The 20735-nt window shown below is 33.7% G+C and carries 19 protein-coding genes, 3 pseudogenes and 1 other annotated feature; of the genes and pseudogenes, 9 read left to right on the top strand and 13 right to left on the bottom strand.

All coding sequences use genetic code 11. The annotated features are described in order from the left end of the window. Positions 1 to 5 precede the first annotated feature (5 nt). Positions 6 to 246: a binding site (T-box leader), on the bottom strand. A gap of 322 nt (positions 247 to 568) precedes the next feature. Further along, positions 569 to 937 (bottom strand): winged helix-turn-helix transcriptional regulator, encoded by a 369-nt coding sequence (locus JFL43_RS09090; protein ID WP_100796885.1) that lies wholly within the window; start codon positions 935 to 937, stop codon positions 569 to 571. 165 nt (positions 938 to 1102) lie between these two features. Here JFL43_RS09090 and JFL43_RS09085 point away from each other — a divergent pair, with 165 nt between their 5' ends. Beyond that, a complete protein-coding gene (locus JFL43_RS09085; protein ID WP_100796883.1) occupies positions 1103 to 2320 on the top strand; it encodes an MFS transporter in 1218 nt (405 codons plus the stop codon). Continuing rightward, the gene (locus JFL43_RS09080; protein ID WP_200748787.1) at positions 2292 to 3134 is read left to right on the top strand and encodes an aldo/keto reductase; all 843 of its coding nucleotides are present in this window, start codon (positions 2292 to 2294) and stop codon (positions 3132 to 3134) included. Before JFL43_RS09085 ends, JFL43_RS09080 begins: the two co-directional genes overlap by 29 nt. 99 nt (positions 3135 to 3233) lie before the next feature. Here the strand turns inward: JFL43_RS09080 and JFL43_RS09075 are convergent, their stop codons facing one another. Beyond that, entirely contained in the window at positions 3234 to 3416 is a 183-nt protein-coding gene (locus JFL43_RS09075) for a hypothetical protein (protein ID WP_200748786.1), read from the bottom strand. Between the two features lie 284 nt (positions 3417 to 3700). On the opposite strand from JFL43_RS09075, the gene JFL43_RS09070 reads away from it, so the two are divergent. Further along, positions 3701 to 3877, top strand: a complete 177-nt coding sequence (locus JFL43_RS09070) for a hypothetical protein (protein ID WP_200748785.1) — start codon at positions 3701 to 3703, stop codon at positions 3875 to 3877. Positions 3878 to 4181: 304 nt separating this feature from the next. Then, positions 4182 to 4802, top strand: a complete 621-nt coding sequence (locus JFL43_RS09065) for a hypothetical protein (protein WP_200748784.1) — start codon at positions 4182 to 4184, stop codon at positions 4800 to 4802. Between the two features lie 79 nt (positions 4803 to 4881). Here the strand turns inward: JFL43_RS09065 and JFL43_RS09060 are convergent, their stop codons facing one another. The 7 genes and pseudogenes from JFL43_RS09060 to JFL43_RS09030 form a co-directional block, all read right to left on the bottom strand. After that, complete coding sequence (locus tag JFL43_RS09060; protein ID WP_200748783.1) at positions 4882 to 5139, bottom strand: hypothetical protein; 258 nt, start codon at positions 5137 to 5139, stop codon at positions 4882 to 4884. A 538-nt stretch (positions 5140 to 5677) separates the two neighbouring features. Then, the gene (locus JFL43_RS09055; RefSeq protein ID WP_200748782.1) at positions 5678 to 6136 is read right to left on the bottom strand and encodes a DUF4871 domain-containing protein; all 459 of its coding nucleotides are present in this window, start codon (positions 6134 to 6136) and stop codon (positions 5678 to 5680) included. 844 nt (positions 6137 to 6980) lie between these two features. Further along, positions 6981 to 7589, bottom strand: a pseudogene (locus tag JFL43_RS09050) (histidine phosphatase family protein). A 726-nt stretch (positions 7590 to 8315) separates the two neighbouring features. Further along, complete coding sequence (locus JFL43_RS09045; RefSeq protein ID WP_200748781.1) at positions 8316 to 9125, bottom strand: YitT family protein; 810 nt, start codon at positions 9123 to 9125, stop codon at positions 8316 to 8318. Between the two features lie 261 nt (positions 9126 to 9386). Continuing rightward, positions 9387 to 10643: a M48 family metallopeptidase gene (locus JFL43_RS09040; protein ID WP_200748828.1), complete on the bottom strand. Its 1257-nt coding sequence runs from the start codon at positions 10641 to 10643 to the stop codon at positions 9387 to 9389. Between the two features lie 1019 nt (positions 10644 to 11662). Next, positions 11663 to 11944: a hypothetical protein gene (locus tag JFL43_RS09035; protein WP_200748780.1), complete on the bottom strand. Its 282-nt coding sequence runs from the start codon at positions 11942 to 11944 to the stop codon at positions 11663 to 11665. Between the two features lie 280 nt (positions 11945 to 12224). After that, a complete protein-coding gene (locus JFL43_RS09030; RefSeq protein WP_200748779.1) occupies positions 12225 to 13019 on the bottom strand; it encodes a VLRF1 family aeRF1-type release factor in 795 nt (264 codons plus the stop codon). Positions 13020 to 13400: 381 nt separating this feature from the next. Between JFL43_RS09030 and JFL43_RS09025 the strand changes: the two genes are divergently transcribed. Then, positions 13401 to 13841 carry an NUDIX hydrolase gene (locus tag JFL43_RS09025; protein WP_200748778.1) on the top strand — a complete coding sequence of 147 codons (441 nt, stop codon included), beginning with the start codon at positions 13401 to 13403 and terminating at the stop codon, positions 13839 to 13841. A 247-nt stretch (positions 13842 to 14088) separates the two neighbouring features. Here JFL43_RS09025 and JFL43_RS09020 read toward each other — a convergent pair whose 3' ends face one another. Next, entirely contained in the window at positions 14089 to 15318 is a 1230-nt protein-coding gene (locus JFL43_RS09020; protein ID WP_200748777.1) for a transglutaminase-like domain-containing protein, read from the bottom strand. 310 nt (positions 15319 to 15628) lie between these two features. Between JFL43_RS09020 and JFL43_RS09015 the strand changes: the two are divergent. Together JFL43_RS09015 and JFL43_RS09010 are read left to right on the top strand one after the other, a co-directional pair. Further along, positions 15629 to 16033 (top strand): annotated as a pseudogene (locus JFL43_RS09015) (GNAT family N-acetyltransferase); the annotation flags it as partial. A 601-nt stretch (positions 16034 to 16634) separates the two neighbouring features. Then, complete coding sequence (locus JFL43_RS09010; RefSeq protein WP_200748775.1) at positions 16635 to 17024, top strand: hypothetical protein; 390 nt, start codon at positions 16635 to 16637, stop codon at positions 17022 to 17024. 209 nt (positions 17025 to 17233) lie between these two features. On the opposite strand, the gene JFL43_RS09005 is transcribed toward JFL43_RS09010, so the two are convergent. Next, positions 17234 to 17884 (bottom strand): SIMPL domain-containing protein, encoded by a 651-nt coding sequence (locus JFL43_RS09005; protein ID WP_200748774.1) that lies wholly within the window; start codon positions 17882 to 17884, stop codon positions 17234 to 17236. 359 nt (positions 17885 to 18243) lie between these two features. On the opposite strand from JFL43_RS09005, the gene JFL43_RS09000 reads away from it, so the two are divergent. Continuing rightward, the gene (locus tag JFL43_RS09000; protein WP_200748773.1) at positions 18244 to 18699 is read left to right on the top strand and encodes a VOC family protein; all 456 of its coding nucleotides are present in this window, start codon (positions 18244 to 18246) and stop codon (positions 18697 to 18699) included. A gap of 338 nt (positions 18700 to 19037) precedes the next feature. Here JFL43_RS09000 and JFL43_RS08995 read toward each other — a convergent pair whose 3' ends face one another. Continuing rightward, positions 19038 to 19352 carry an antibiotic biosynthesis monooxygenase family protein gene (locus JFL43_RS08995; protein WP_200748827.1) on the bottom strand — a complete coding sequence of 105 codons (315 nt, stop codon included), beginning with the start codon at positions 19350 to 19352 and terminating at the stop codon, positions 19038 to 19040. 81 nt (positions 19353 to 19433) lie between these two features. Between JFL43_RS08995 and JFL43_RS08990 the strand changes: the two are divergent. Continuing rightward, positions 19434 to 19894 (top strand): annotated as a pseudogene (locus tag JFL43_RS08990) (EcsC family protein); the annotation flags it as partial. 54 nt (positions 19895 to 19948) lie between these two features. On the opposite strand, the gene JFL43_RS08985 reads toward JFL43_RS08990, so the two are convergent. Beyond that, positions 19949 to 20557, bottom strand: a complete 609-nt coding sequence (locus JFL43_RS08985; protein ID WP_200748772.1) for a protein kinase family protein — start codon at positions 20555 to 20557, stop codon at positions 19949 to 19951. Positions 20558 to 20735: the final 178 nt, after the last annotated feature.

Here is a 20735-nt window from a genome sequence, read left to right as displayed (position 1 = left end):
CCTAAAAAAGGGACGAGTGTGTTTTATACCCGTGGTTCCACCCAAATTTCCATCATATGAATAAATAAGCTACCTCATGATGGCTTTGTGTAAGCTATATCGTTGCTTCTACGATACTGATTACTATCATTTCACCAATACTGCTCCAAGGTGGTAAATAATTCTTCTGCATTAGGAAGTTTCCAGCCTTGCCTTCCCTCTCTGTAAACCGTTTTGAATTACTCTTGCCCTTGTCATCGCATTTTCTATTTAATTATATATAAACAAAAAAACACACCCATCCCTAAAAAAGGGACGAGTGTGTGTTATACCCGTGGTTCCACCCAAATTTCCATCACATGATTAAATAAGCTACCTCATGACGGCTTTGTGTAAGCTATATCGTTGCTTCTACGGTACTGATTACTATTATTTCACCAATACTGCTCCAAGGTGGTAAATAATTCTTCTGCGTTAGGAAGTTTCCAGCCTTGCCTTCCCTCTCTGTAAACCGTTTTGAATTATTCAAGTCCCTGTCGTCGCATTTTCACTTTAGTTTTTACCACTATATAGGATTATTTTCCATTAGTCAATAGTCATTCAATCCATTATCCTCTAAAAATCCCACGGTGCTACCATGCACTTTGACAATATGTTCCTCTCCCCAATTACAAAGTGCCGTCAAAATGGGAGCTAAACTTTTTCCGTATTCGCTTAGTTCATATTCTACTTTTGGCGGGAGTTCGTGATAAAGAATACGGTTAATGACTTTATCATTTTCCAATTCACGTAATTGTTGTGTGAGCATTTTTTGTGAAATATTTGGCATAAGTCGTTTTAGTTCACTCGTGCGTTTTTTACCATGAGTAAGATGACATAAAATAACGCATTTCCATTTTCCTCCGATAACTTCTAGTGTTGCCTCGACTGATATATTGTATTTTTTCTTCGTTTCCATCATTTATACCCTCTTATCTTTTATAAAACATTCGTTCGTAGGTACTAAAAGGTACCTATATTACAAAAAAGTACGTACTTCCCTTTCCCTCTAACTTGTTACATAATAACATTTGTTCCGGAACATTTGGCAAGTAATTGTACACTGATTAAAAAAGGAGATTCTATGAAAAAACAGCAACAATCAAATACAAAGGCTCTGCTTGCACTGGCAGTGACTGCATTTGCCATTGGGACAACTGAATTTATAAGCGTTGGTTTATTACCAATGATTGCAGACGATTTACAAACTTCCCTTCAGGTAGCGGGTTTGACTGTGTCCGTTTATGCAATTGGCGTAATGATTGGCGCGCCTGTACTAACATCTCTACTTGCACATATTCCACGCAAAAAATTACTGCTTGGCATTATGCTTGTTTTCATCCTCGGTAATAGTATAGCTATGTTCTCTACAACAATCGAGATATTACTTGTAGCTAGGCTCGTTTCAGCGTTAGCTCATGGGGTATTTATGTCCATTGGCTCAACCATCGCAGCAAGTCTCGTGCCAGAAAATCGTCGTGCTAGTGCGATTGCTATCATGTTCACTGGATTAACTGTAGCGACTATTACAGGTGTTCCTTTTGGGACATTGATCGGACAGCAATTTGGCTGGCGTATGGCATTTGCTTTTATTGTCGTGATTGGTATTCTTGCTTTAATTACCAATATACTTTTAGTGCCTGCTTCTATCCAAAAAGGGGCTAAAACTGGCTTTTCTGAACAACTGAAGCTATTGAAAAATAGACGCTTAGTTCTAGTATTTCTCATTACTGCACTAGGATATGGGGGAACATTTGTCGTCTTTACTTATTTATCACCTTTACTGCAAGAAGTAACCGGATTTTCGGCAAAAACGGTTACGCTTATTATCTTGCTTTACGGCATAACAGTTGCAATTGGTAATACAGTTGGTGGTAAACTAGCTAATAACAATCCGATTGGCGCATTATTTTATATGTTCATGATTCAAGCGATTGTATTATTTGTTCTTTACATCACCGTACCATTTAAAGTAGCTGGACTAATTACGATTTTATTCATGGGGCTCTTTGCATTTATGAATGTTCCAGGGCTGCAAACGTATGTCGTAATTTTAGCAGAACGTTTTGTGCCTAGTGCAGTAGACGTCGCTTCTGCTATTAATATTGCCGCCTTCAATGCCGGTATTGCGATTGGCTCATATGCTGGCGGACTGATCGCCAAATCAATGGGGTTAATCCATACTACATGGATTGCGGGTATAATGGTTACTGGTGCTGTTATTTTAGCAGCGATTTGTGTCAAACAAGAAAAAATTGAGGAGAGTGTTTCATATGAACTTACAAACAATATCATTAAATAATGGACTGAAAATGCCTGTTTTAGGCTACGGAGTTTTCCGTGTAGAAAACGGTGCAGCACTTGCAGAGGCTGTTAAAACAGCGATTAAAAAAGGCTACCGCAGCATCGATACTGCACAAATTTATGGCAATGAAGAAATGGTTGGACAAGGTATTAAACAAGCGATTGCTGAAGGTTTAGTCACTCGCGAGGAATTATTTATCACATCAAAAGTATGGAATGCAGGTCTAAATTATGAAGAAACCCTTGCAGCATATGAAGATAGTCTAGCAAAAATGGGCTTAGATTATTTAGATTTATATTTAATCCATTGGCCTGGTCAAGATCAATATTTAGAAGCTTATACAGCACTTGAAACGATATATAAAAAAGGCCGTGTTCGTTCTATTGGCGTAAGTAATTTCCAAGTACACCACTTAGAAAACTTACTAAAAGAAACAGAAATCAAACCAGTCATCAACCAAATCGAATTCCACCCGCGCCTTACACAACAAGAAATTCGCAACTATTGCGTAGAGCATGACATCCAAGTTGAAGCATGGTCACCGCTTATGAATGGTGAGCTGTTAAAAGACGAAACGCTTCAAGCCATTGCAGCCAACCATAACAAGTCTGCTGCACAAATCATCTTAAAATGGGATCTACAAAATAAGGTTGTGACGATTCCAAAATCAATGACTGAATCACGTATGGAAGAAAACATAAACATTTTCGACTTTGAACTATCTGCTGAAGAAATGACTCAAATCGATGCACTAAATGAAAACCTTCGCTGTGGTCCGAACCCGGATGAATTTAATTTTAAAATGAATTAATGAATTAACGATGAAACGCCAGATGAGAATTCATTCTTTCTGGCGTTATTTCTTAAAAAAATAAAACTAGCGTCCCCTTTTCAAGAGTAGCTAGTTTTGTCATTTTAAATGTTGAGTCAACACATTATTCCCAATGCTTCTTCCAGTTTTTATACACATCTGAGTTATTTGAGCCTTTTGCATGTTCTTTTTCACTTTAGATATTTTACCCATTTTTAGATTTATTTTAAAAGTAACAAAGCTATAACCTACCCCTATATCCACATTATTATATTCAGTCACTTCTAGATCTCTTACTACATCTCGCTCGCACTGGGGATGACAGCTGATATCCATAACCTTTATTATTTAAATCAAGGTTATCCGTAATCTCTACCTCGTTAAGCAGGACTGAACTGATGTTGCTCAATCAATCCTTTTTCAGACGAAATTGTGTAGTAACAATAAAGTTGTTTAAATTTACACGTTTGGACCTATATTATTACGCTATGAAATTGAACTAAATTAAAAATAAAGTCGTTTAAAATATTGAATATAAGAAGGAAATGCGAAGGAGTGTATTTGGTATGGATAAAATGGAAGAATTATTTCAAAAATATAAACAGCGAATTGAATTTTTTGATAATTGGGAGGGTTTTTCTGATTTACCAGATGAAATCCGTATGTTGATCGTTGCAGGTTATCGTGAAACAAAAGATACTATGAAAAAATTAGAAGAAGAATATCCTGATTTTAAAAAATAATTATTGAATATCACGAACATTAAACGACTTTATTGGGGTTCTACCAACAAAACGCGGAAAACATACGCTAAGGAAAACTTCTGTTATTATTTTTATTGGAAAAGAGGGCACAATGAATGTAAAATTGTTATTTTTTTGTTGTTGACAGACACCCTCCATTATAACGCTCTTATACAATAGTAATGAATATTTTACAAATACCGACTATTATTACATAGGGATAAAATACCATTTTTACATTAATATACTTTTTAGTATATTAATATGTTATTCTATTAATATTAATAGAAAAGGAGTGTTCATTATGAAGTTTTTAGGTAAGTTTGCATTAACTGCTCTTCTAGCACTATCTGTTTCTCCAGTAGTTTCACATGCACAAGATGTATCATTTGAAAGCGAAGAATTAAAAGAACAAATTTCTCCAGAAACATTAAACTATATTTTGTCGCAAGCTGAGGGTGATGATATTACAATACATGATGTTGGAGAATCAATTCCTACAATGCTACCATTTGGTATATTTGATTCCTATACAGTATCTAGTAAAGTATTCAGTCACAGATCGCCTCTACAAGCAGAACTATATGCATCTGTTGCACATGGAAAAACAGTTACAATGACTTCAAAATTTGAAACTACAAATACAGTAGATATTAGTGGTGGAGTTCCTGTAGGAGCAGGCAATGTAGTTGACGCATCATTCGGTACATCTATGACTAGATCTATTGAAAAAGGGGTTACTTTAACAGGTCCTCCTAAAGGCTACTCTTCAAGACAATACTACATGACTCGATTTAAAGACTACGGTAATTTTGTCTTAACTGAAAAAAATACAATTACAGGAAATACAACAAAATACAATAAATCTTATTCTAAACCTTCATCTCAAGATCCTTTTGTAGATTGGTCTAGAGATATAAAATAATTTTTGCAAATTAAAAGTCAGCTACTCCAATAGGGAGAAAGCTGACTTTTTAATTTGACATCTTCACTTGTTAAAACCGTTAACCGTTTTTTTGCAACTTATTGTATGATAAAAGAAATGTACCTATAGATAAAATTAAGAGAATAACACCTATAATTATAGGGATATATACAAAAGTATTTATTAGACTTCCAGAAGTTGTCCATGATGTAGAATTATAAGGTCTTGAATATATACTTGCGAGTTTTTCCCCATTTAGTCCCACAAATACAAATATTATCCCAGCTAGAAAAGAAATACCTGGAGTTTTAAAAAGCTTAATTTTTGAGTTTTCCATTAGAATTACCACCTTTCACCTGTTACATAAGTATTTGTTAAATGACCTATTGTACCTCCGTATTGTAAAGTATTGGTTATGTTATAATATACCATTTCATGGAGAAAATAACCATTCTCTATGTTTACATATTATTGTTAATACTTAAATGTTCTAAATGCTACCACTTATAGGCTAATAAAAGCTGATGCTCCCTTAGCGTATTTTTTTCGCTTTTTGTTGGTAGGACCCCTTATTATACTTTTTAAACAACTACTTTATTTTTTTATCATCTTTATTATTTCTACACAGAAATATCTTCTTCTTTCAAATAATAAATGTATAACTCAATTGTTTTTTTATAACTTCAAGTTCTGTATAGGGGATAGCAGACACACTCGAAGCAACTATGTTGCCAGTGGATTTGGACAGGATATTCCCCGTAGATCCATTATAAAGGACTTTTTTTATGCACAAAATGAAATTACTAAACTTTTTGAGTGTTTTGACAAAATGTGTTAGTTTAATGCAACGCTAGTGATCAATAAATAAAAAATTATTATTTTTTATTCACATTAACATAAATAGTATCGAAGAGTTTATCATCTAAGTAAACATCAAGTTTCCACATTCCACTTTTTTCAAACTCCATATTAGTTGGTATACTAATATCTGCAGTATTATGTTTATTCGGAGGAATTTTTAATTCTCTTACTGACTCAGGTATTATGATGATTTCTTCTTCACTGCCTTCATGAGTTCCTAGAACTTTAAATCGTCCTTTTAATTGGTCCTTTTCTCCCCAAAAGTCCCACATGAATTTCCCAACCTGTCCCTCCACAATAGGCGTATCCTTATCATAAATAAAACCTACACGTTCTTCGATACCTATCATTTCATAATCACCTGCCTTAAATATTTCGCTTTCTTTCCAATCATGTAATTTTTCATCTTTATCAGTACATGCAGATACAGGAACTAATAATAATATCATTAAAATCCATGCTTTCTTTATCACATAAATCACCTCTGTGGTTACCAATAGAAATCACTCAACTAGCACCAATCAATCTACAAGTATTGACCATAAAATTCGAAACAGCTTCTATTGAAATACCTGCCGATTTTGACTCAGCCTTACTCAGTGAAGTGATTCAGGTGCTTCAAAACCATGTTAAATAGAATGCCCATGGATCAAGTCTATTTAGCCTCCGGTCCCGACCGATTTACGAAAATCCATTGAATTAAAGCTGCGCTTGATCAGCTCTTACCGTGGTCGAAGACGATATCGATAGAATTTCATGTTACAAATAAAACTAAATAAAGCATACATGAATGCCCACCTGAATAACTAGGTGGGCATTATTTGGCGCTTACCAACAAAAAGAACCAGAGTCCACAATTGGAAGTCGAGTAAAAAGGACATTGGTCTTGTTTTTTTAGCGTTTCCCACAACTTTTACAATATTACCTAATCTGAATATTTACATTCAATTAACTCTTTGTACCAATAATGTCGCATTCATTGTTAATTAAATAATCAGTCGTACATGAGAAGATTTTTACAAGTCGATTATCATCTAAAATAGATAGGAAATTAATGCCGCTTTCCCAATTCAATATAATTTGAGAAGAATGCCCTAATTTTAAGGCTGACTCTTTTGAGAGTATTTATGTTGCTTCCTTAAAATTTTCATATTTTTTCCGTTCATATGATTTTCTAGCATTATTTAATTCCTATACTCCAACAACTTCTTGAATTGACGTATCTATCGAATGCATTGTCAATGATTTGCAACGAAATGTTCAAACTCAATCACCTGTACACCTACATCATTTCAAATAATGACAAATTAAGCCCTATTAAAATTCATCGTATTCAATACTAAATCTCTCAATATTCTGATCCGCTAATTTAAAGAAAGTACTTTGAGATACTTCTAATTTTAAAGCTTGTTCTTTTTCTAAATTATTATATACGCCTCGTAATACCCTACCCGTAAGTCCATGTGACACAGCGATGATTTTCTGGCGTCCTTTAATGCTCTCTAGCCAATCTGTTACACGGTCCACAACAGAATCATAGCGCTCCCCATTTGGAGAATTAAAATACCAATTGTGGCTATCGGTATTATGGAGAAGTTCTGGCCATGTTGTTTCAATTTCTTTCATAGTTAAACCAGCCCAAGCCCCGACTGATACCTATCTTAAACGATCATCTGTTGTCACCTTATTTTCATCAAATGCTATTGTGTCACAAATGATTTCAGTACTTTGCATAGCCCTACCTAATGGACTTGAAATAATTTCGTATTCATTTGGATCATTAATGTACATCTTTAACAATTTTGCTATACTTTTCACTTGTGAAATTCCTGCATCTGTTAACGGTGAATCCAGTTCTCCTTGATATCTTCCTTGTGTATTAAATATAGTTTCTCCGTGTCGAAGTAAATAGATTATTTGCTTCAAATTTTTATCCCCCTTAGCAATTTTCTAACTGCCCATATAAATATCATCTCTTCTTAATATACTACTAGAGGACTATCATTTGGAATAAATCCCCTCTGTTCTTAGCATGTGTGTTTTAGCGAGCTTATCCGTTATAACATTGAAAAACATCAACCGAAACTAGAGGCAATTTAGCCTGACACGTCTCATCTACTATATTTTGAATAAATAAAATTATAGTATACAAATAATCTTATACATATTGTAAACGTAAATCTGGAGCTTACGAAAAAAAGTGTAATACAGTTTAATTTACTGGATTACACTTTTCTGTTTACTTCTATACTAAACATTAAGATATTCATTTACTTTCGCCATTTTCAACGTTACTTAATTCAGCCGTTAATTTCCCTAACACAATGACAACTATTCACTTGTTTTGCACTGTGTCAAATGTGTGAACTTAACTGTCACACTAAAATTTTTCTTACTTGTGCCTTTGAGGTCCTTTTTGAGGATATACAAATAAAGAGGCGTTATAGTTATTACAATCTCTTCATCCATAATACCAATGATTCTTATGCTTCCATTATGCGACATAAATAGTTAGTGCTATATTGAATAAGTTCCTGTTACCAAAACGTAACAGGCCTACTAAGCGAAACAGACATTACACACAAAAAAAGCAGTTACCTCACATCGCTTACAAACGATTTCCTGAGGGAACTGCTTTTATTTTTAAATTTCTTATCCCCGATCAAACATACCTATAACTTCTGTTGTCTCAGTGATGTTGACAAATGCATTCGGATCGACTTCATTAATCATGTCTTTAACTTCTGATAATTGATAACGTGTTATGACAGTAATAAGAACTTTTCTACCTTCTCCAGTAAATGCGCCCTCTCCATCCATTATTGTAATTCCACGATAAAGGTTCGCCAGTAGCTTCTGCTTCACTTCATCACCTTTAGCTGTAATAATCATAAGGGTAAGTTTAATATGATTCGTATGAATCGTATCAATAACCTTTCCAGTAGCATAAATTGCTACGAGCGTATATAAAGCAGCATCCCAACTAAAAACAAAGCCTGAAATTATTACTACAACTGCATTCATCGCAGAGATCATCGCACCAAGAGGGAAATCTCTTTTCTTATTTAGCAGCATTGCAATTATATCGAAGCCTCCTGAAGACCCTGATGCACGAAAAATGATCCCGATGCCAATTCCCGTAATGACTCCTCCAAATAAAGAAGCTAGAAGTGGCTCCTCCGTTATTTTATAAACAGGAATCACATACAAACTAACTGAGATCACCAATACTGAAAGAATCGTATAACCAATAAATCGTTTCCCTAGTTTCATAACCCCTAAAATAAGCAAAGGAAGATTTAATAACAAATTTAATATCCCCGTATTTATTGGTGTTACGATACCAAGCATAATTGCAATTCCACTTAATCCACTGCTAAGGATTTGATGAGGAATTAACAAAAAATTATAAGCAAATCCAACTAAAATAGAACCAATCGTAATAATAATAATATTGCGCATAGCTATTCTCCCTATCAAATATTCCTGTCCCCTAACTTTTTCATTCATTTTTGTATAACAAAAGAACAAAAGCTTCCGAACACTTATACGGTGACCATGTCTCAACGTAATTGAATTACATTATAGTAGAATTTTTACGAATAAAATACTTAATAGTTTTTTCTGAAAAATAGCTACAACTACAACGTACCAGTAACAAAATGAGCTGTTCATGAGTAATGGAAGATTATTAATAGCTCATGAACAACTTTTCTTATTCTATCATTCCTGTTTTTCGGCTACCTTGATTATTCTTTCTAGCATTGGCGGATGTGTATATCTAAACCATTTCACAAGTTTAGGTGGATTCACTTCACTTAATCCAGCTTTCGTAAGCTCTTGAAATGAGCTCACAGCTGCCTCTTGATCACCCGTTAACTCTATTGCATATTGGTCAGCTCTTGATTCCTGATATCTAGAAATATAATTCGAAAGAGGGCTTGATGCGAATAACAGAAAGGATGTAATTAGTAAAAACAATGGAAGCGAATGAATATCATTCATCCTTGTTATTTTTAATACTTTTCCATAACGTGCGATTATTCGGGTCATAATCTTCGCTGTTAGCCAAAGCCCAACAAGCGTCAAAATGATATAACCGCCCATTCCAAAATAAATATGCTTCTCAACATAATGTCCCATCTCATGTGCCATAATAAAAAGAATTTCATTATCTGATAAACGATTTAATGTCGTATCCCATAAAACAATTCTCGAATTACTTCCTACACCAGTAACATACGCATTCAGCGCTTTGGTCTTTTCAGCCATATTCACCTCATACACATGCTCAGAAGGAATATTTGCTTGCTCAGCCAATGACAGTATCTTCGTCTCTAATTCTTTATTCTGCAGCGGGTAGAAATCATTATATAGTGGGTCAATTACAACCGGTTGAATAAACATGATGAAGATGGAGAAAGGAATCGTTAACAACCAGGCATATAGCCACCATCTCTTTGTGCTTTTTTTTATGAGCCAGTAAAGAACCGACACAATTATAAGCGTCATTCCGAAGTTAACCCAAAATCCGACCACATTATCCCTCATCCACGAAGAAAAGGACTGGGTACTAATCCCATAGCTTTTACTTAAGGAATAGCTGTAATAGTCTAAAGGAAATAACACGATATACGTAAGAATCGATAACAAGAATAAATAAACCGCATTCCGCAAGATTCTCCATTTGGTTAGCGAGACTGACCATTTTCCAAACACGCGTGAAAGCCCAGCAAGCAAAATAAATAAGTAGACAAGCCATTCAAATGGTGTCGCTACAAAAAAGAGAAAGTTTCTAATTTTTGAATACTCTTCACTGAGTAATAATTCCCGGTCCGACATAAATTCCGCTGGATCCGCAACAGAACCCTGCAAAGCTGATGGTATACCACCACCACCACTATGAAAGATATAAAAATACATCCCTAACGCATACACTCCAAATAACAACAGAGCTGCCATTCCCCATCTTTTCGCTATGTCGTTTCCTCCCTTGTTCAGTTCGTCCTACATTAAGTGTAATCCAAAACAGACAAGATAGAACCAAATCCTGTCTCATTTTTTGTTAATAATAATAGATAAACAGGATATGCAGCAACTAAGTTAACAACTCTTTACCTGTTGAATTAATTTGTAAGAATATTCTTCCCCATTATGAACAAAATCATGAATGTTCACTGAAATTGAGTAGCATTTCATTATTCCTTGCTCCATCCGAAAACCCCAATTTGAAATTGCCGAAAAAACATCAAAAAAGTATAATCTAATTTTCTTATTCACAAAATTTTTCTTTGATAATTGACATGAACTTTGGTTTAAATGTTATTTCTACTGTTGTGATAAAACGTTCCCTATCATCATCGAGAAAAAGCAGTATTTTCTTCAAATCTTTTTTATCGCATACGATTTCTAATTTACCAACTGTTTTGAATGAATGATATGCGATCAGTTCCCCATTAGATTTATTTTTAATCTCTAATTCGAATTCACTATGACTTGGTGACTAAATCACGACAAACGATTGCTCCTTATTTTCAAAAGTAAAGGTTGATGTATTGTAAAAAAGGGTACGTTCTTGTCCAGTTTTTTAGGCTCTACGCAAAATAGAGAAATAAAATCAAGTTCATCAGGAATAATTCCCAAGATATTCACCTCCCCCTCCTATATTAGTCCTTACTTTAGTGCAGCCAATATATTGAAATTTAGTTTATTTAGTACTTCGCTATAATAATTATCGGTTAATACGCTATAGTCCAAAATAAATTCACTTTCATTTCGTTTACTTTATATCTAATTATATCCATATTAATCCAAACACACCTCTATATCGATTATTTCACTCTTTAAACTTAGTAAATATTACATTACATGTTCCTATCACTTCATGTGAACAATATGATTTGGTGTTATCGACATATCTACAAGGTTGAACCACTAGTTGCATTTCTTAACCCACTCTTTCGACGAGAAAGAAAAACCCCTAATTTAAGAATTAGGGGTTAAATTGTATCAATTGTTGGAACTAACGTGTTAGTTTGAGTGACTGCTCCCTTTTTATAATTTTCTAATAATCGATACCCGATTGTCATAGTTAGAAACAGAATTCCCACTATATAATAAAGGATGAATTCTGTTTGAATTGTACTTTGATTCATCAACAGTAACACCACAATAGTTATAGCTGCAATTATATGAGAAAGACCTAATACTTGGGCTAAAAATTTCAGACTATTATGTTGAACCCTTTCATCCGTTTCAACTAATTGAAATAAATCTTCCACTTTGCGAAACTTCTTAATGTTATTTATTAACAAATTAACACACTACCTTTATGTGAATTATTCACATTCAATATATCCGTTTTATGTAAAAAAATAAACAAAACGTTACAAAAAACGAATGCACCTTTTCTTATATAACCGCCAATACCCAATAAACTCCTTTCTGATGCCATAAAAAAAGAACAATTCCAATAGGAACTGCTCTTTTTATATTTTCATATTTATTTTTAGTGACTAGCACTAATATGAAATGAGAAAGTTAGTTCTTTCAGATACACGGTTATTTTTCAAAAACTTCGTGGAGCACTTCGTTAGAACTGCTGTTGTTAAGATTTTTGTGAATACAGCTAGCAGGTTTTTCTAATAAGGTTTCGGCGAAAGCCTTAGCCATTTCAACTTCTCCGGCCACATGTATCTCCTTCCAGCCACGCTCTTTCTTCAATTGTTCAACAATCTCGCCCATCCCTTTATAGAAGCGATTCAAATTTTCTTTCAGTCGGGGCTCTAAAGCACCTGCTTTGGTGCTTCCGATTCCCGGATGATTGTCAGGCGTCACTTTTTTTCGATTGCCCCATTCCTGCAGATTCGGTTCGAAATCGTAAATAAGTTCATCATTCAAGAAGCCCATTGCTGAATCTAGAATGCGCACTTCCCCAAAACTCGGTAAGATAATGCCAGCATCTGGATAAGCTTTATACATGTATTCCATTTCTTCAATTACCGGATGATCCTCCCAATGAAAACTTGTTTTCACTTGTACTTGTACATAGTGGACCGACCACAAACTCGGATTGTCTGCAGCAAAAATAACGACTCCTTTGCGCAAATCATTCGAATGGTCATCAATTTCTTTAACGACTTTATTCTTCACTTTTATAAATGCTTTCAGTTCATCCTCATTTTTGGAAGCAGTTATATACTCTTCTATTCGCTTTAAAGCACTTTTCAAATGAATTTTCCATGCACCTTTCAGCTGATCCGGATCAGCTGGATTAGTATTTAAATACACACTCAACACACAACGATCCGTACACTGAAATTCTTTCAGGGTCTGAAGTTCTTTGCTTATTGACATAAATTCAGTAACCTCCTTAAGTTTTACTACGATATAAGCATACCCACACACGCTTATTCTATAACGAATCGTAAACTACATCGAAGGAACTGTATAAAATAAATTACGAACAGAAGAATTGTCGTCAGTGAATTTTTGATAAACTTTCGATTTTGTAAAAAAATTTTAGTTTGAATGACTGGCATCGATAAATTATAGGTTATCGAGTATTTTTCAAGCTTGATTGCCACGATATTTGAATGGACTATTTCCTCGTTATACCAAGGAAGTGTTTAAATAAAAAAAAAGAATCTTCTCTAAGAATAGTTTAATGATGTCGTGCTAAATAAGATTACAACGATTGAGCGATGTATAAAGCAAAGGGAGGTTAATTTAAAATAAATGAATAGGATAGATGTAGTATATGTACTTCTGTATGATGAAAAATGCGAAAATGTATTAATGGTAAAAAATATTGGAAATGAATCTTCTTACTACACACTCCCTGGAGGTGCGGTCGAAAAGGGAGAAACAATTCAAGAAGCGGCTATTCGTGAGGTTAAAGAAGAAACTGGTTTAGATGTTGAAGTAGATGGTATATTTACTGTGAGCGAAGCATTTTTTGAAGAAAGAGAACACCACGCTATTTTCTTTATATTTAAGGGCAGAATCATAAGAGGTAAAATAAATATTTTATTTCCTGAAGAAATTGAGGAAATTAGTTGGATACCTTCTCATATAGCAGAAAAGCACATACATATACCTAGTGAATTAGAAGGAGTAACAAATAAAAAAAACTCAGTCCCTTATATTCTAAGAGGTAATGTTGTTTACAAATCTTAAGATTACCTTGTTTTATACTGAATCGGCTAAACTAAGTTGGACATAAAAAATAAGGGCTAGTACACTTAGACTACCAACTTAAAGGAGTTGCTTTTACTATTTCTTATAATGGCTAAACGAAAAAATCGATGAATCAATTCAAAGGATTTTCTAATCGAAAGTATGAATCTTAAATAGTTAGACTACTCATTTTATAGCAAAAATGAATAGCCCTTTAAAATTGATTGAATTCCATCATAGAAGACGATTAATTGATGTAACTCGCTAGAATTCCTATAAATGATAAAGTTAGCATAAACCCTAATAAATAGATAAGTAGATTCCCCTCATTTCTTACAATGGACAGAATTGTTCCTATTAGAACAAGTGGATATGAGAAGAGTGGGAGTACATTAAACAACGTTTCTTCTTTAAAAATAGCCTCATTAATTATTTCTATCATTAAGACAGAAAAACCAATATTAAAACTCGCTAGTTTTACTTTATAGGTAAAATTTTTAAGAGTAGAAATGTGTTTTCCACTCCATTCTCCAAATAATTCCTTGATTGGTGTTCGATTTTCTAAAGAATGTAGCTTTAAATATATTGGTTGTAAAAATGGTGCTTTCCCTTCAATTGATTCATATCCCCATGCGATTTCTTTTCCAGCAATGCATTCTTTCGTTACACCTTGTTTATATTCCATATTATCAATATACTTGGGATTTAATGCTCTTTCTGGGTCAAGAGAAAATGCTAACCTTTTCCCTTCGTGATCGCCAAAGTACCTTCTATTATTCGGAAATACACCATATTGTACTGCTGATGAGATATTGATAAATGGGTGTAAATATAGTTTTATCCTTCCCATACTTGGATCAACTGGAATCCAGCCTTCATTTTCAATGTATATTTCACTCCAGGCATGGGGAGAAAATTTTTTCAATATCCAAGTTCCATACAGCATTCTTGCTGGAATATTTAAAGCTCTACAATAGGAACAAAAGATAGCACCAAACTCGCCGCAGTCTCCTTTTCTTCGTGCTTTAAAAGCAGCAACCCCCCTGCCCGAAAATTGTGCAGAGTAACTATACGTTTTTATGATATATTGAAACAGCCTTTTTGCCTTTTCAATATCCGTATGTGCATCTCCAACAATGGATTGCGCTTCCTTTTTAATTTCTTCGCTTAAGGGTATAAGTTTAGTTGACCGTAAAAAGAACTCCTTTTCTTCTTCAGTAATATTCGCTTTATAGCTTTTATCCCTCTTTCCTCCTGTATAATTAATAGTAATATTTAATTTCTGACCTGGTTGTAAATTGTAATACCATAAATTATTCAAAAAAGAGTGTTTCGTAATTTCATCTGGTTTCAGATTAGGTTTTGTAGTGATATTTTGTTGAGTGGAAGACTCTTTTGGTTCAGAAAACCATAATTCAACATTTTGATTAGTAATATTTTTGTATTGATAATTCAACTTAAAATTCTGCTTGCGCAATTAATTGCCCCCCTTATTCAAGGCTACTATTGATGGCTTTTTTCCTTCAACATATTAATCTTCTTATCAAATTTAGTGTTTTTTGCAATTGGTCGAATTACTAATTCTTGATTTCTATACATTTCATATCCTCTTTTCAAATAGTTTAAGTACATTTTGATTGAATAGAAGGTAGTACTTTTTCTACTTCTCAATCACCTGAAATAAGTTTTTCATATAAAATCACAATAGTAAGTTTATTATAACATTTATATGGAAAAATAATACATATAAATTGTAAGAACTTTTTCATATCATTTTGAGCATAAAGATGTCCTATGAAGATTTTTTGAATATGAATTTTAAATTTGCTCAGAATGATGCTTTTTGGGCAATTGAGGTAAATGAGGTTGTTGTGGGCATTGTCTCTTATTACTGGGAGCATGAGCCATCTAAGTGGTTAGAAATCGGTATTGTCTTCCATGAAGCACCTATTTGGGGGCAAGGGCTTGGTACAAGAGCTTTAACATTGTGGATTAATCATTTATTGAACACACTTCCAATCGTTCGTATTGGTTTTTCAACATGGTCAGGCAATAAAAGAATGATCCGTGTCGGTGAAAAACTTGGCATGCAAATGGAAGCTTGTATTCGAAAAGCTCGTTATTATAATGGGGAATATTACGATTCCATTCGCATGGGTATGTTAAGAGAAGAATGGGGTTTAATTTTGTAAGAAGGACTAAAATGTCTATACCTTATTGGGAATAGAGGGCTTAATACAATTTAAGAATATAAAACGTTTTTCATTAGTTGATACTCTTTTTTTATTATTAGTAGATTCATTACAGTTTTCCATCCTGTTGGCCCATCAAGTCTTATCATAGTCATTATAGTGCTACATCTATCTTTGTACTGTAGATATACAAAAGACCTTTCTCAAAAAGCATATAATTGAGTGAAAGTACCCGGTAGGCGATGTATGCCAGCCGGGTTTTATTTTTAAAGGATGTATACGTAAATTTAATGAGTAGCGAGTAAATATCTCCAAATTTACCTTGCATGGTTTGCATTTCTCGATAGCATACAATATAAAACTGATGATACGGTTTCTTTTTCAAAGTTGTATTCATCCAATGACATAAACGAACAAATCACTTCGTCTAAAGAAATTTGTTGTATAAATGAAATTTGATGAATCGAAAGGCATTGCATAATATTTACAGAGTTTAAAATATACTTTTACTGTTTGGTCTTCAATGAAGAGCAGTAAGATGCAACATTTTCTTCTTTTATGAAGTCTTAAAGGTAAATATTACAAAAACATGGAGGCATTGATGGGGTATCCAGAGATTGTAGTAGTGCTTTTAGTTTATAGTGGACTCATTGCATTTTTTTTAATCCCTTTTCATGGTCGAATGAGTTTAATAAATTACCAACAAAAGCAAATAAACTTCATAGCAGTTTTCAAAGATACTTTAATTAAAATGATTTTTCATAAGAAAGCCATCTTTGCCCTTATTTTGTTAAGCTTTACTCTGTTTAGTATTTGGTCAAGTTACGAAGGAGCAGAATATCATTTTAATGCTCACAGCGGTTATCCTCCAATAAGTACAGATTTAAAAGCTATCTACTCTATTTGTGGTGTGCTTTTGTATACAGTTGTTCTTTATTTACTTATAGCATTTGTGAGAACACTAAAAATAGTAAAAAACTCACATAATTAGAGCTCTTATTCAACCTAAGAAGGACTTCTCTCAAACATTTGGAAGCCGAAAGAGTTAAAACAACAATAAAAATTAACAGAGCCCTTCTTTATAACGTGGAGAGTTTCAAAAGACTCTTGCTTTTTGTTATGACCTGTTACCATTCGCTACAGGACTCAGAAAAAAATATCTAATACCTTTATCAGGGTACTAGAACTTTTGGCTATTCACTAATATTGAAATTTGACCATAACAGTTGCACTAATCGTAATTTTCCCTTGTTCTATTGGCGTTGATATAGTCTGATCAGCCATAGCAACTGCCTTATATAGCACGGGCCCGGTATTACTCTCTTCAACAATCTCTATCGGTTGTGGGAGCAAAGGTAATCTCATTGTCTCCGCTATGGTCTTTGCTTTCGTTTGTGCATTTTGAAGAGCTAAACTAAGCGCTTGTTGATAATAAATATCTGCATTTTCGATTCTAAACTGAATGGATGAAATGCGATTTGCACCATTTTGTACTGCTGTATCAATTACTGTTCCTACTCGACTAATATCTGTTACTTTTACCGTTAGGGCATTGGTAACCTCATACCCTCTAAAGACTTGTTTACCTTCAATGAAGTCATAGTTTGGAGATATATTATAAGCTGCAGTTTGAATATCCTCTCTTGGAATATTTAGCGCCAATATGGACTGAATTACTCGATTCATGATGATTGCATTTTCCTTCTGAGCTTCACTAACATCTTTTCCTTCAGTACTCACTTCTATTTGGAGTTGTACATAGCTCGCTTGAACAGCAACCTTCCCATTTCCAGTCACTGTTATGACACGTAAAGAAGTGAATGGTAGTTGATAACCGTTGGGATAATTCATCTAATTCCACCTTCCGTATTCTACATATAACCAATCTTATGCTTTTTAACTTGAAAACTTGCTAGTCGAATTATATTAGAAAAATAGTGGTGGATTTCATTTCCCATTGTTATAGGTATCCCCCAATCATCTCACCATTCCCCCTTAAGACTTAATAAAGAAAGAGGATTTGAAAAAGATTTATAAAAATGAAATTTTAGAATATCATTTTCTTAAGAGTAAACTTTTTTCCTTTGCAACAAATCTCACATTACAGCTTGAATTTGCAACAATTCCAAAAACATTAGACCTTTGAATGAGGCTGCAATATTACATAAATGTTATTATTTATATAATATTGAGATAATGAGGTGATTTGGTTGATAAAAGGTTTATACGAAGCTCATTTACCAGTAAGTAACTTAGAAACTTCAATTTCATTTTATAAAAGATTAGGATTAGAGCTAGCATATAAACAAGATAAACTAGTGTTTTTCTGGATTGTAAAAGGAGAAAGTTGGCTTGGTTTGTGGGAAACTGACCGCGTTGAGGTTCCATATCATGCTTCCTTACGTCATATAGCATTTCATGTAGATAAAGAAGATATTTTACATGCAAAAGAATGGTTGAATGAAGAGGGCATTATTATTCGTACCTCTTTTGGTTTTGATGATGAGCATCAACCTCTTGTCCTACCTAATAATCCTCAAGCACATGCTGCTATTTATTTTGATGATCCAGATGGTAACTTACTTGAATTGATTGCGCCAATTCGAATAGATGTAGAAGAAGAATTTGAAATGATGACATTTGAAGAATGGTTGAATCGTCAATAGCATAAAGTCAACTTTGATCATGTTTTCATGATCCTTATAACAATTATACATTGATTGTATTTTGGGAAGTCCAACGAGCTTTTATCAATTTTTTTATAATAATTCTATTAATATTTATAATGAAGCCTTCATTTTGTTGATCACACTTTTTTCAAAATGAAGGCTTTCTATTTACCTTAATATTAATATTTTCAAACAATTTTTAATCTAACTATATTTTAAAGCTACATTCGTTAGTGTAATAAGAAAAAACAGCTTTATTTCAACCTTTATTAAATATTAGTTACCTTTTAGAGACCCAGTAATGAGCGTTTCCTATTTCGGTTGAATAGAACAACTCACTCATTCTCTTTAAGAGAATACTCTCTCATTACTTTACAAATTTGCACGTCGTATTTGCTGTACCATGTATCTTTTCCTTTTTGTTGTGCTACTTGATGTTTCGAATTTTCTTTCCATTTTTGAATCGCTTCTAAGGACTCCCAATAAGATACTGTTATACCATTGCCTTCGAAATCTCTTACACTTTCAACTCTAATAAATCCAGGTTGTTCACTTGCTAATTCATCCATTTTGTCTGCCATACTTGAATATCCTTTTGGATCGTGCTCTGTTCTTTTTGAAGTAAATATTGCTGCATAATAAGCGTTCATCATATTACAGCCTTTAATTGACTATCTATTATTAACTATAATGCTTCAACTATAATAGATATATATAATGCCTTTGATTAACTGACTAAGAACAGAAAAAACTTAGCAACCATACAAGGCGCTGGAACGGGAATTGGGGGCATTTTTACATTAACAATTGATATCCCGCTTCTTTTAGGTTTACAGTTAAAAACCGTTACAGGACATCACAATTTGCTATGGCTATGATCTAAATGATAAAAAAGAACGTTTATTTATCATAAAATGCCTTCAATTTATCACCGCTGACATTGTAGGAAAGCAAGTTATCCTTTCCCAATTATCCATGTTTGATAACCATGATGAAACGGTTAAACGAGAGGTTATCCGAGATACAAGGTTGGCGCGAAGTCGTCTACTCCTATCGAGATCAATTTGGCTGGAAGAAGTTGTTTCAAATGCTTCCAATTGCCGGCCTCGTATTTGGTGCATTCATTAATCGTTCCGCAGTGAATGATATAGCGGAAGCGAGCAAAATACTATATCGAAAGGCTTTAGAATGATAAGAATACCTAAAGTAAACGACTTAGCTAAAATAGTTTTTCAAGTAAACTATTTTAGATTCGATAGGTCGGTATAAGTCCTTTTTTATATAGAAAAGCAATTTTATTTAATATGGTAGCAGAAACTTTCTTCGGAAAATAACGCTTATGATAATGCCGTCGATAGGCTTTTTTTAGATTATGCCATTGTTTACAATCTTTCGTTTGTCTAAAACGTGCGACATCTATAAGCTTTATTTCCCCATTAGATGCGATAATAATGTTGCGCAAGTGAATATCAGAAGGATTTAATCCACGTGCCGAAGCTAATGATAACGCATAATCGATTTCTTTAATATGAGAGGAAGTAATGGCCTTTCCATGGGTTATACATTCAAAGAGTGTATAACCTTCAACGTAATCTATCACAATATAATTAAATCCTACATCATAAATAGACGGATAATGAGTTATGCCCTGAAGTATTTGATAAACTTCAGCTTCTTCTTTTGCAATATGCGTAAAATTCGGGAAAAATATTTTAATTGCTTTATTTGATGACTTTACCTTAAAAACGAATGCACTTCTTCCCGTTCCTATAAGCTTTAAAGAATTGCTATAGCTCATAAGACGATTTTTCTTGTCTATAATCACTGTACTTGAAAGTGTTTCATAAGTATCCATAGTTGAGCCTCCTACAAAGTATAAGAAATGAAAAGAGACGACATAACCAATTTTTTTTGGTCATATCGTCTCTGAAGATGCAAAAGACCTCACCAAAAAATTGGTAAGGTCTCGCAAACAACTGTCGTTGCCAACAAAGCCGAGGATTGTATCCTGTATTGACGACTTTGCTTATTAG

Source organism: Viridibacillus soli, from assembly GCF_016612995.1.
Taxonomy (GTDB): Bacteria; Bacillota; Bacilli; order Bacillales_A; family Planococcaceae; genus Viridibacillus; species Viridibacillus soli.
Note: the sequence above shows the minus strand (reverse complement) of the source record. Positions and strands in the feature narration are given on the sequence as shown.

What these genes read in the sequence shown, in the direction of transcription:
- JFL43_RS09060 (WP_200748783.1), bottom strand. Translation starts at nt 5,139, where the DNA reads ATGGAAAACTCAAAAATTAAGCTTTTTAAAACTCCAGGTATTTCTTTT.
- JFL43_RS09080 (WP_200748787.1), top strand. Translation starts at nt 2,292, where the DNA reads ATGAACTTACAAACAATATCATTAAATAATGGACTGAAAATGCCTGTT.
- JFL43_RS08985 (WP_200748772.1), bottom strand. Translation starts at nt 20,557, where the DNA reads ATGGATACTTATGAAACACTTTCAAGTACAGTGATTATAGACAAGAAA.
- JFL43_RS09045 (WP_200748781.1), bottom strand. Translation starts at nt 9,125, where the DNA reads ATGCGCAATATTATTATTATTACGATTGGTTCTATTTTAGTTGGATTT.
- JFL43_RS09005 (WP_200748774.1), bottom strand. Translation starts at nt 17,884, where the DNA reads ATGAATTATCCCAACGGTTATCAACTACCATTCACTTCTTTACGTGTC.
- JFL43_RS09085 (WP_100796883.1), top strand. Translation starts at nt 1,103, where the DNA reads ATGAAAAAACAGCAACAATCAAATACAAAGGCTCTGCTTGCACTGGCA.
- JFL43_RS08995 (WP_200748827.1), bottom strand. Translation starts at nt 19,352, where the DNA reads ATGAACGCTTATTATGCAGCAATATTTACTTCAAAAAGAACAGAGCAC.
- JFL43_RS09010 (WP_200748775.1), top strand. Translation starts at nt 16,635, where the DNA reads ATGGGGTATCCAGAGATTGTAGTAGTGCTTTTAGTTTATAGTGGACTC.
- JFL43_RS09025 (WP_200748778.1), top strand. Translation starts at nt 13,401, where the DNA reads ATGAATAGGATAGATGTAGTATATGTACTTCTGTATGATGAAAAATGC.
- JFL43_RS09090 (WP_100796885.1), bottom strand. Translation starts at nt 937, where the DNA reads ATGGAAACGAAGAAAAAATACAATATATCAGTCGAGGCAACACTAGAA.
- JFL43_RS09030 (WP_200748779.1), bottom strand. Translation starts at nt 13,019, where the DNA reads ATGTCAATAAGCAAAGAACTTCAGACCCTGAAAGAATTTCAGTGTACG.
- JFL43_RS09065 (WP_200748784.1), top strand. Translation starts at nt 4,182, where the DNA reads ATGAAGTTTTTAGGTAAGTTTGCATTAACTGCTCTTCTAGCACTATCT.
- JFL43_RS09070 (WP_200748785.1), top strand. Translation starts at nt 3,701, where the DNA reads ATGGATAAAATGGAAGAATTATTTCAAAAATATAAACAGCGAATTGAA.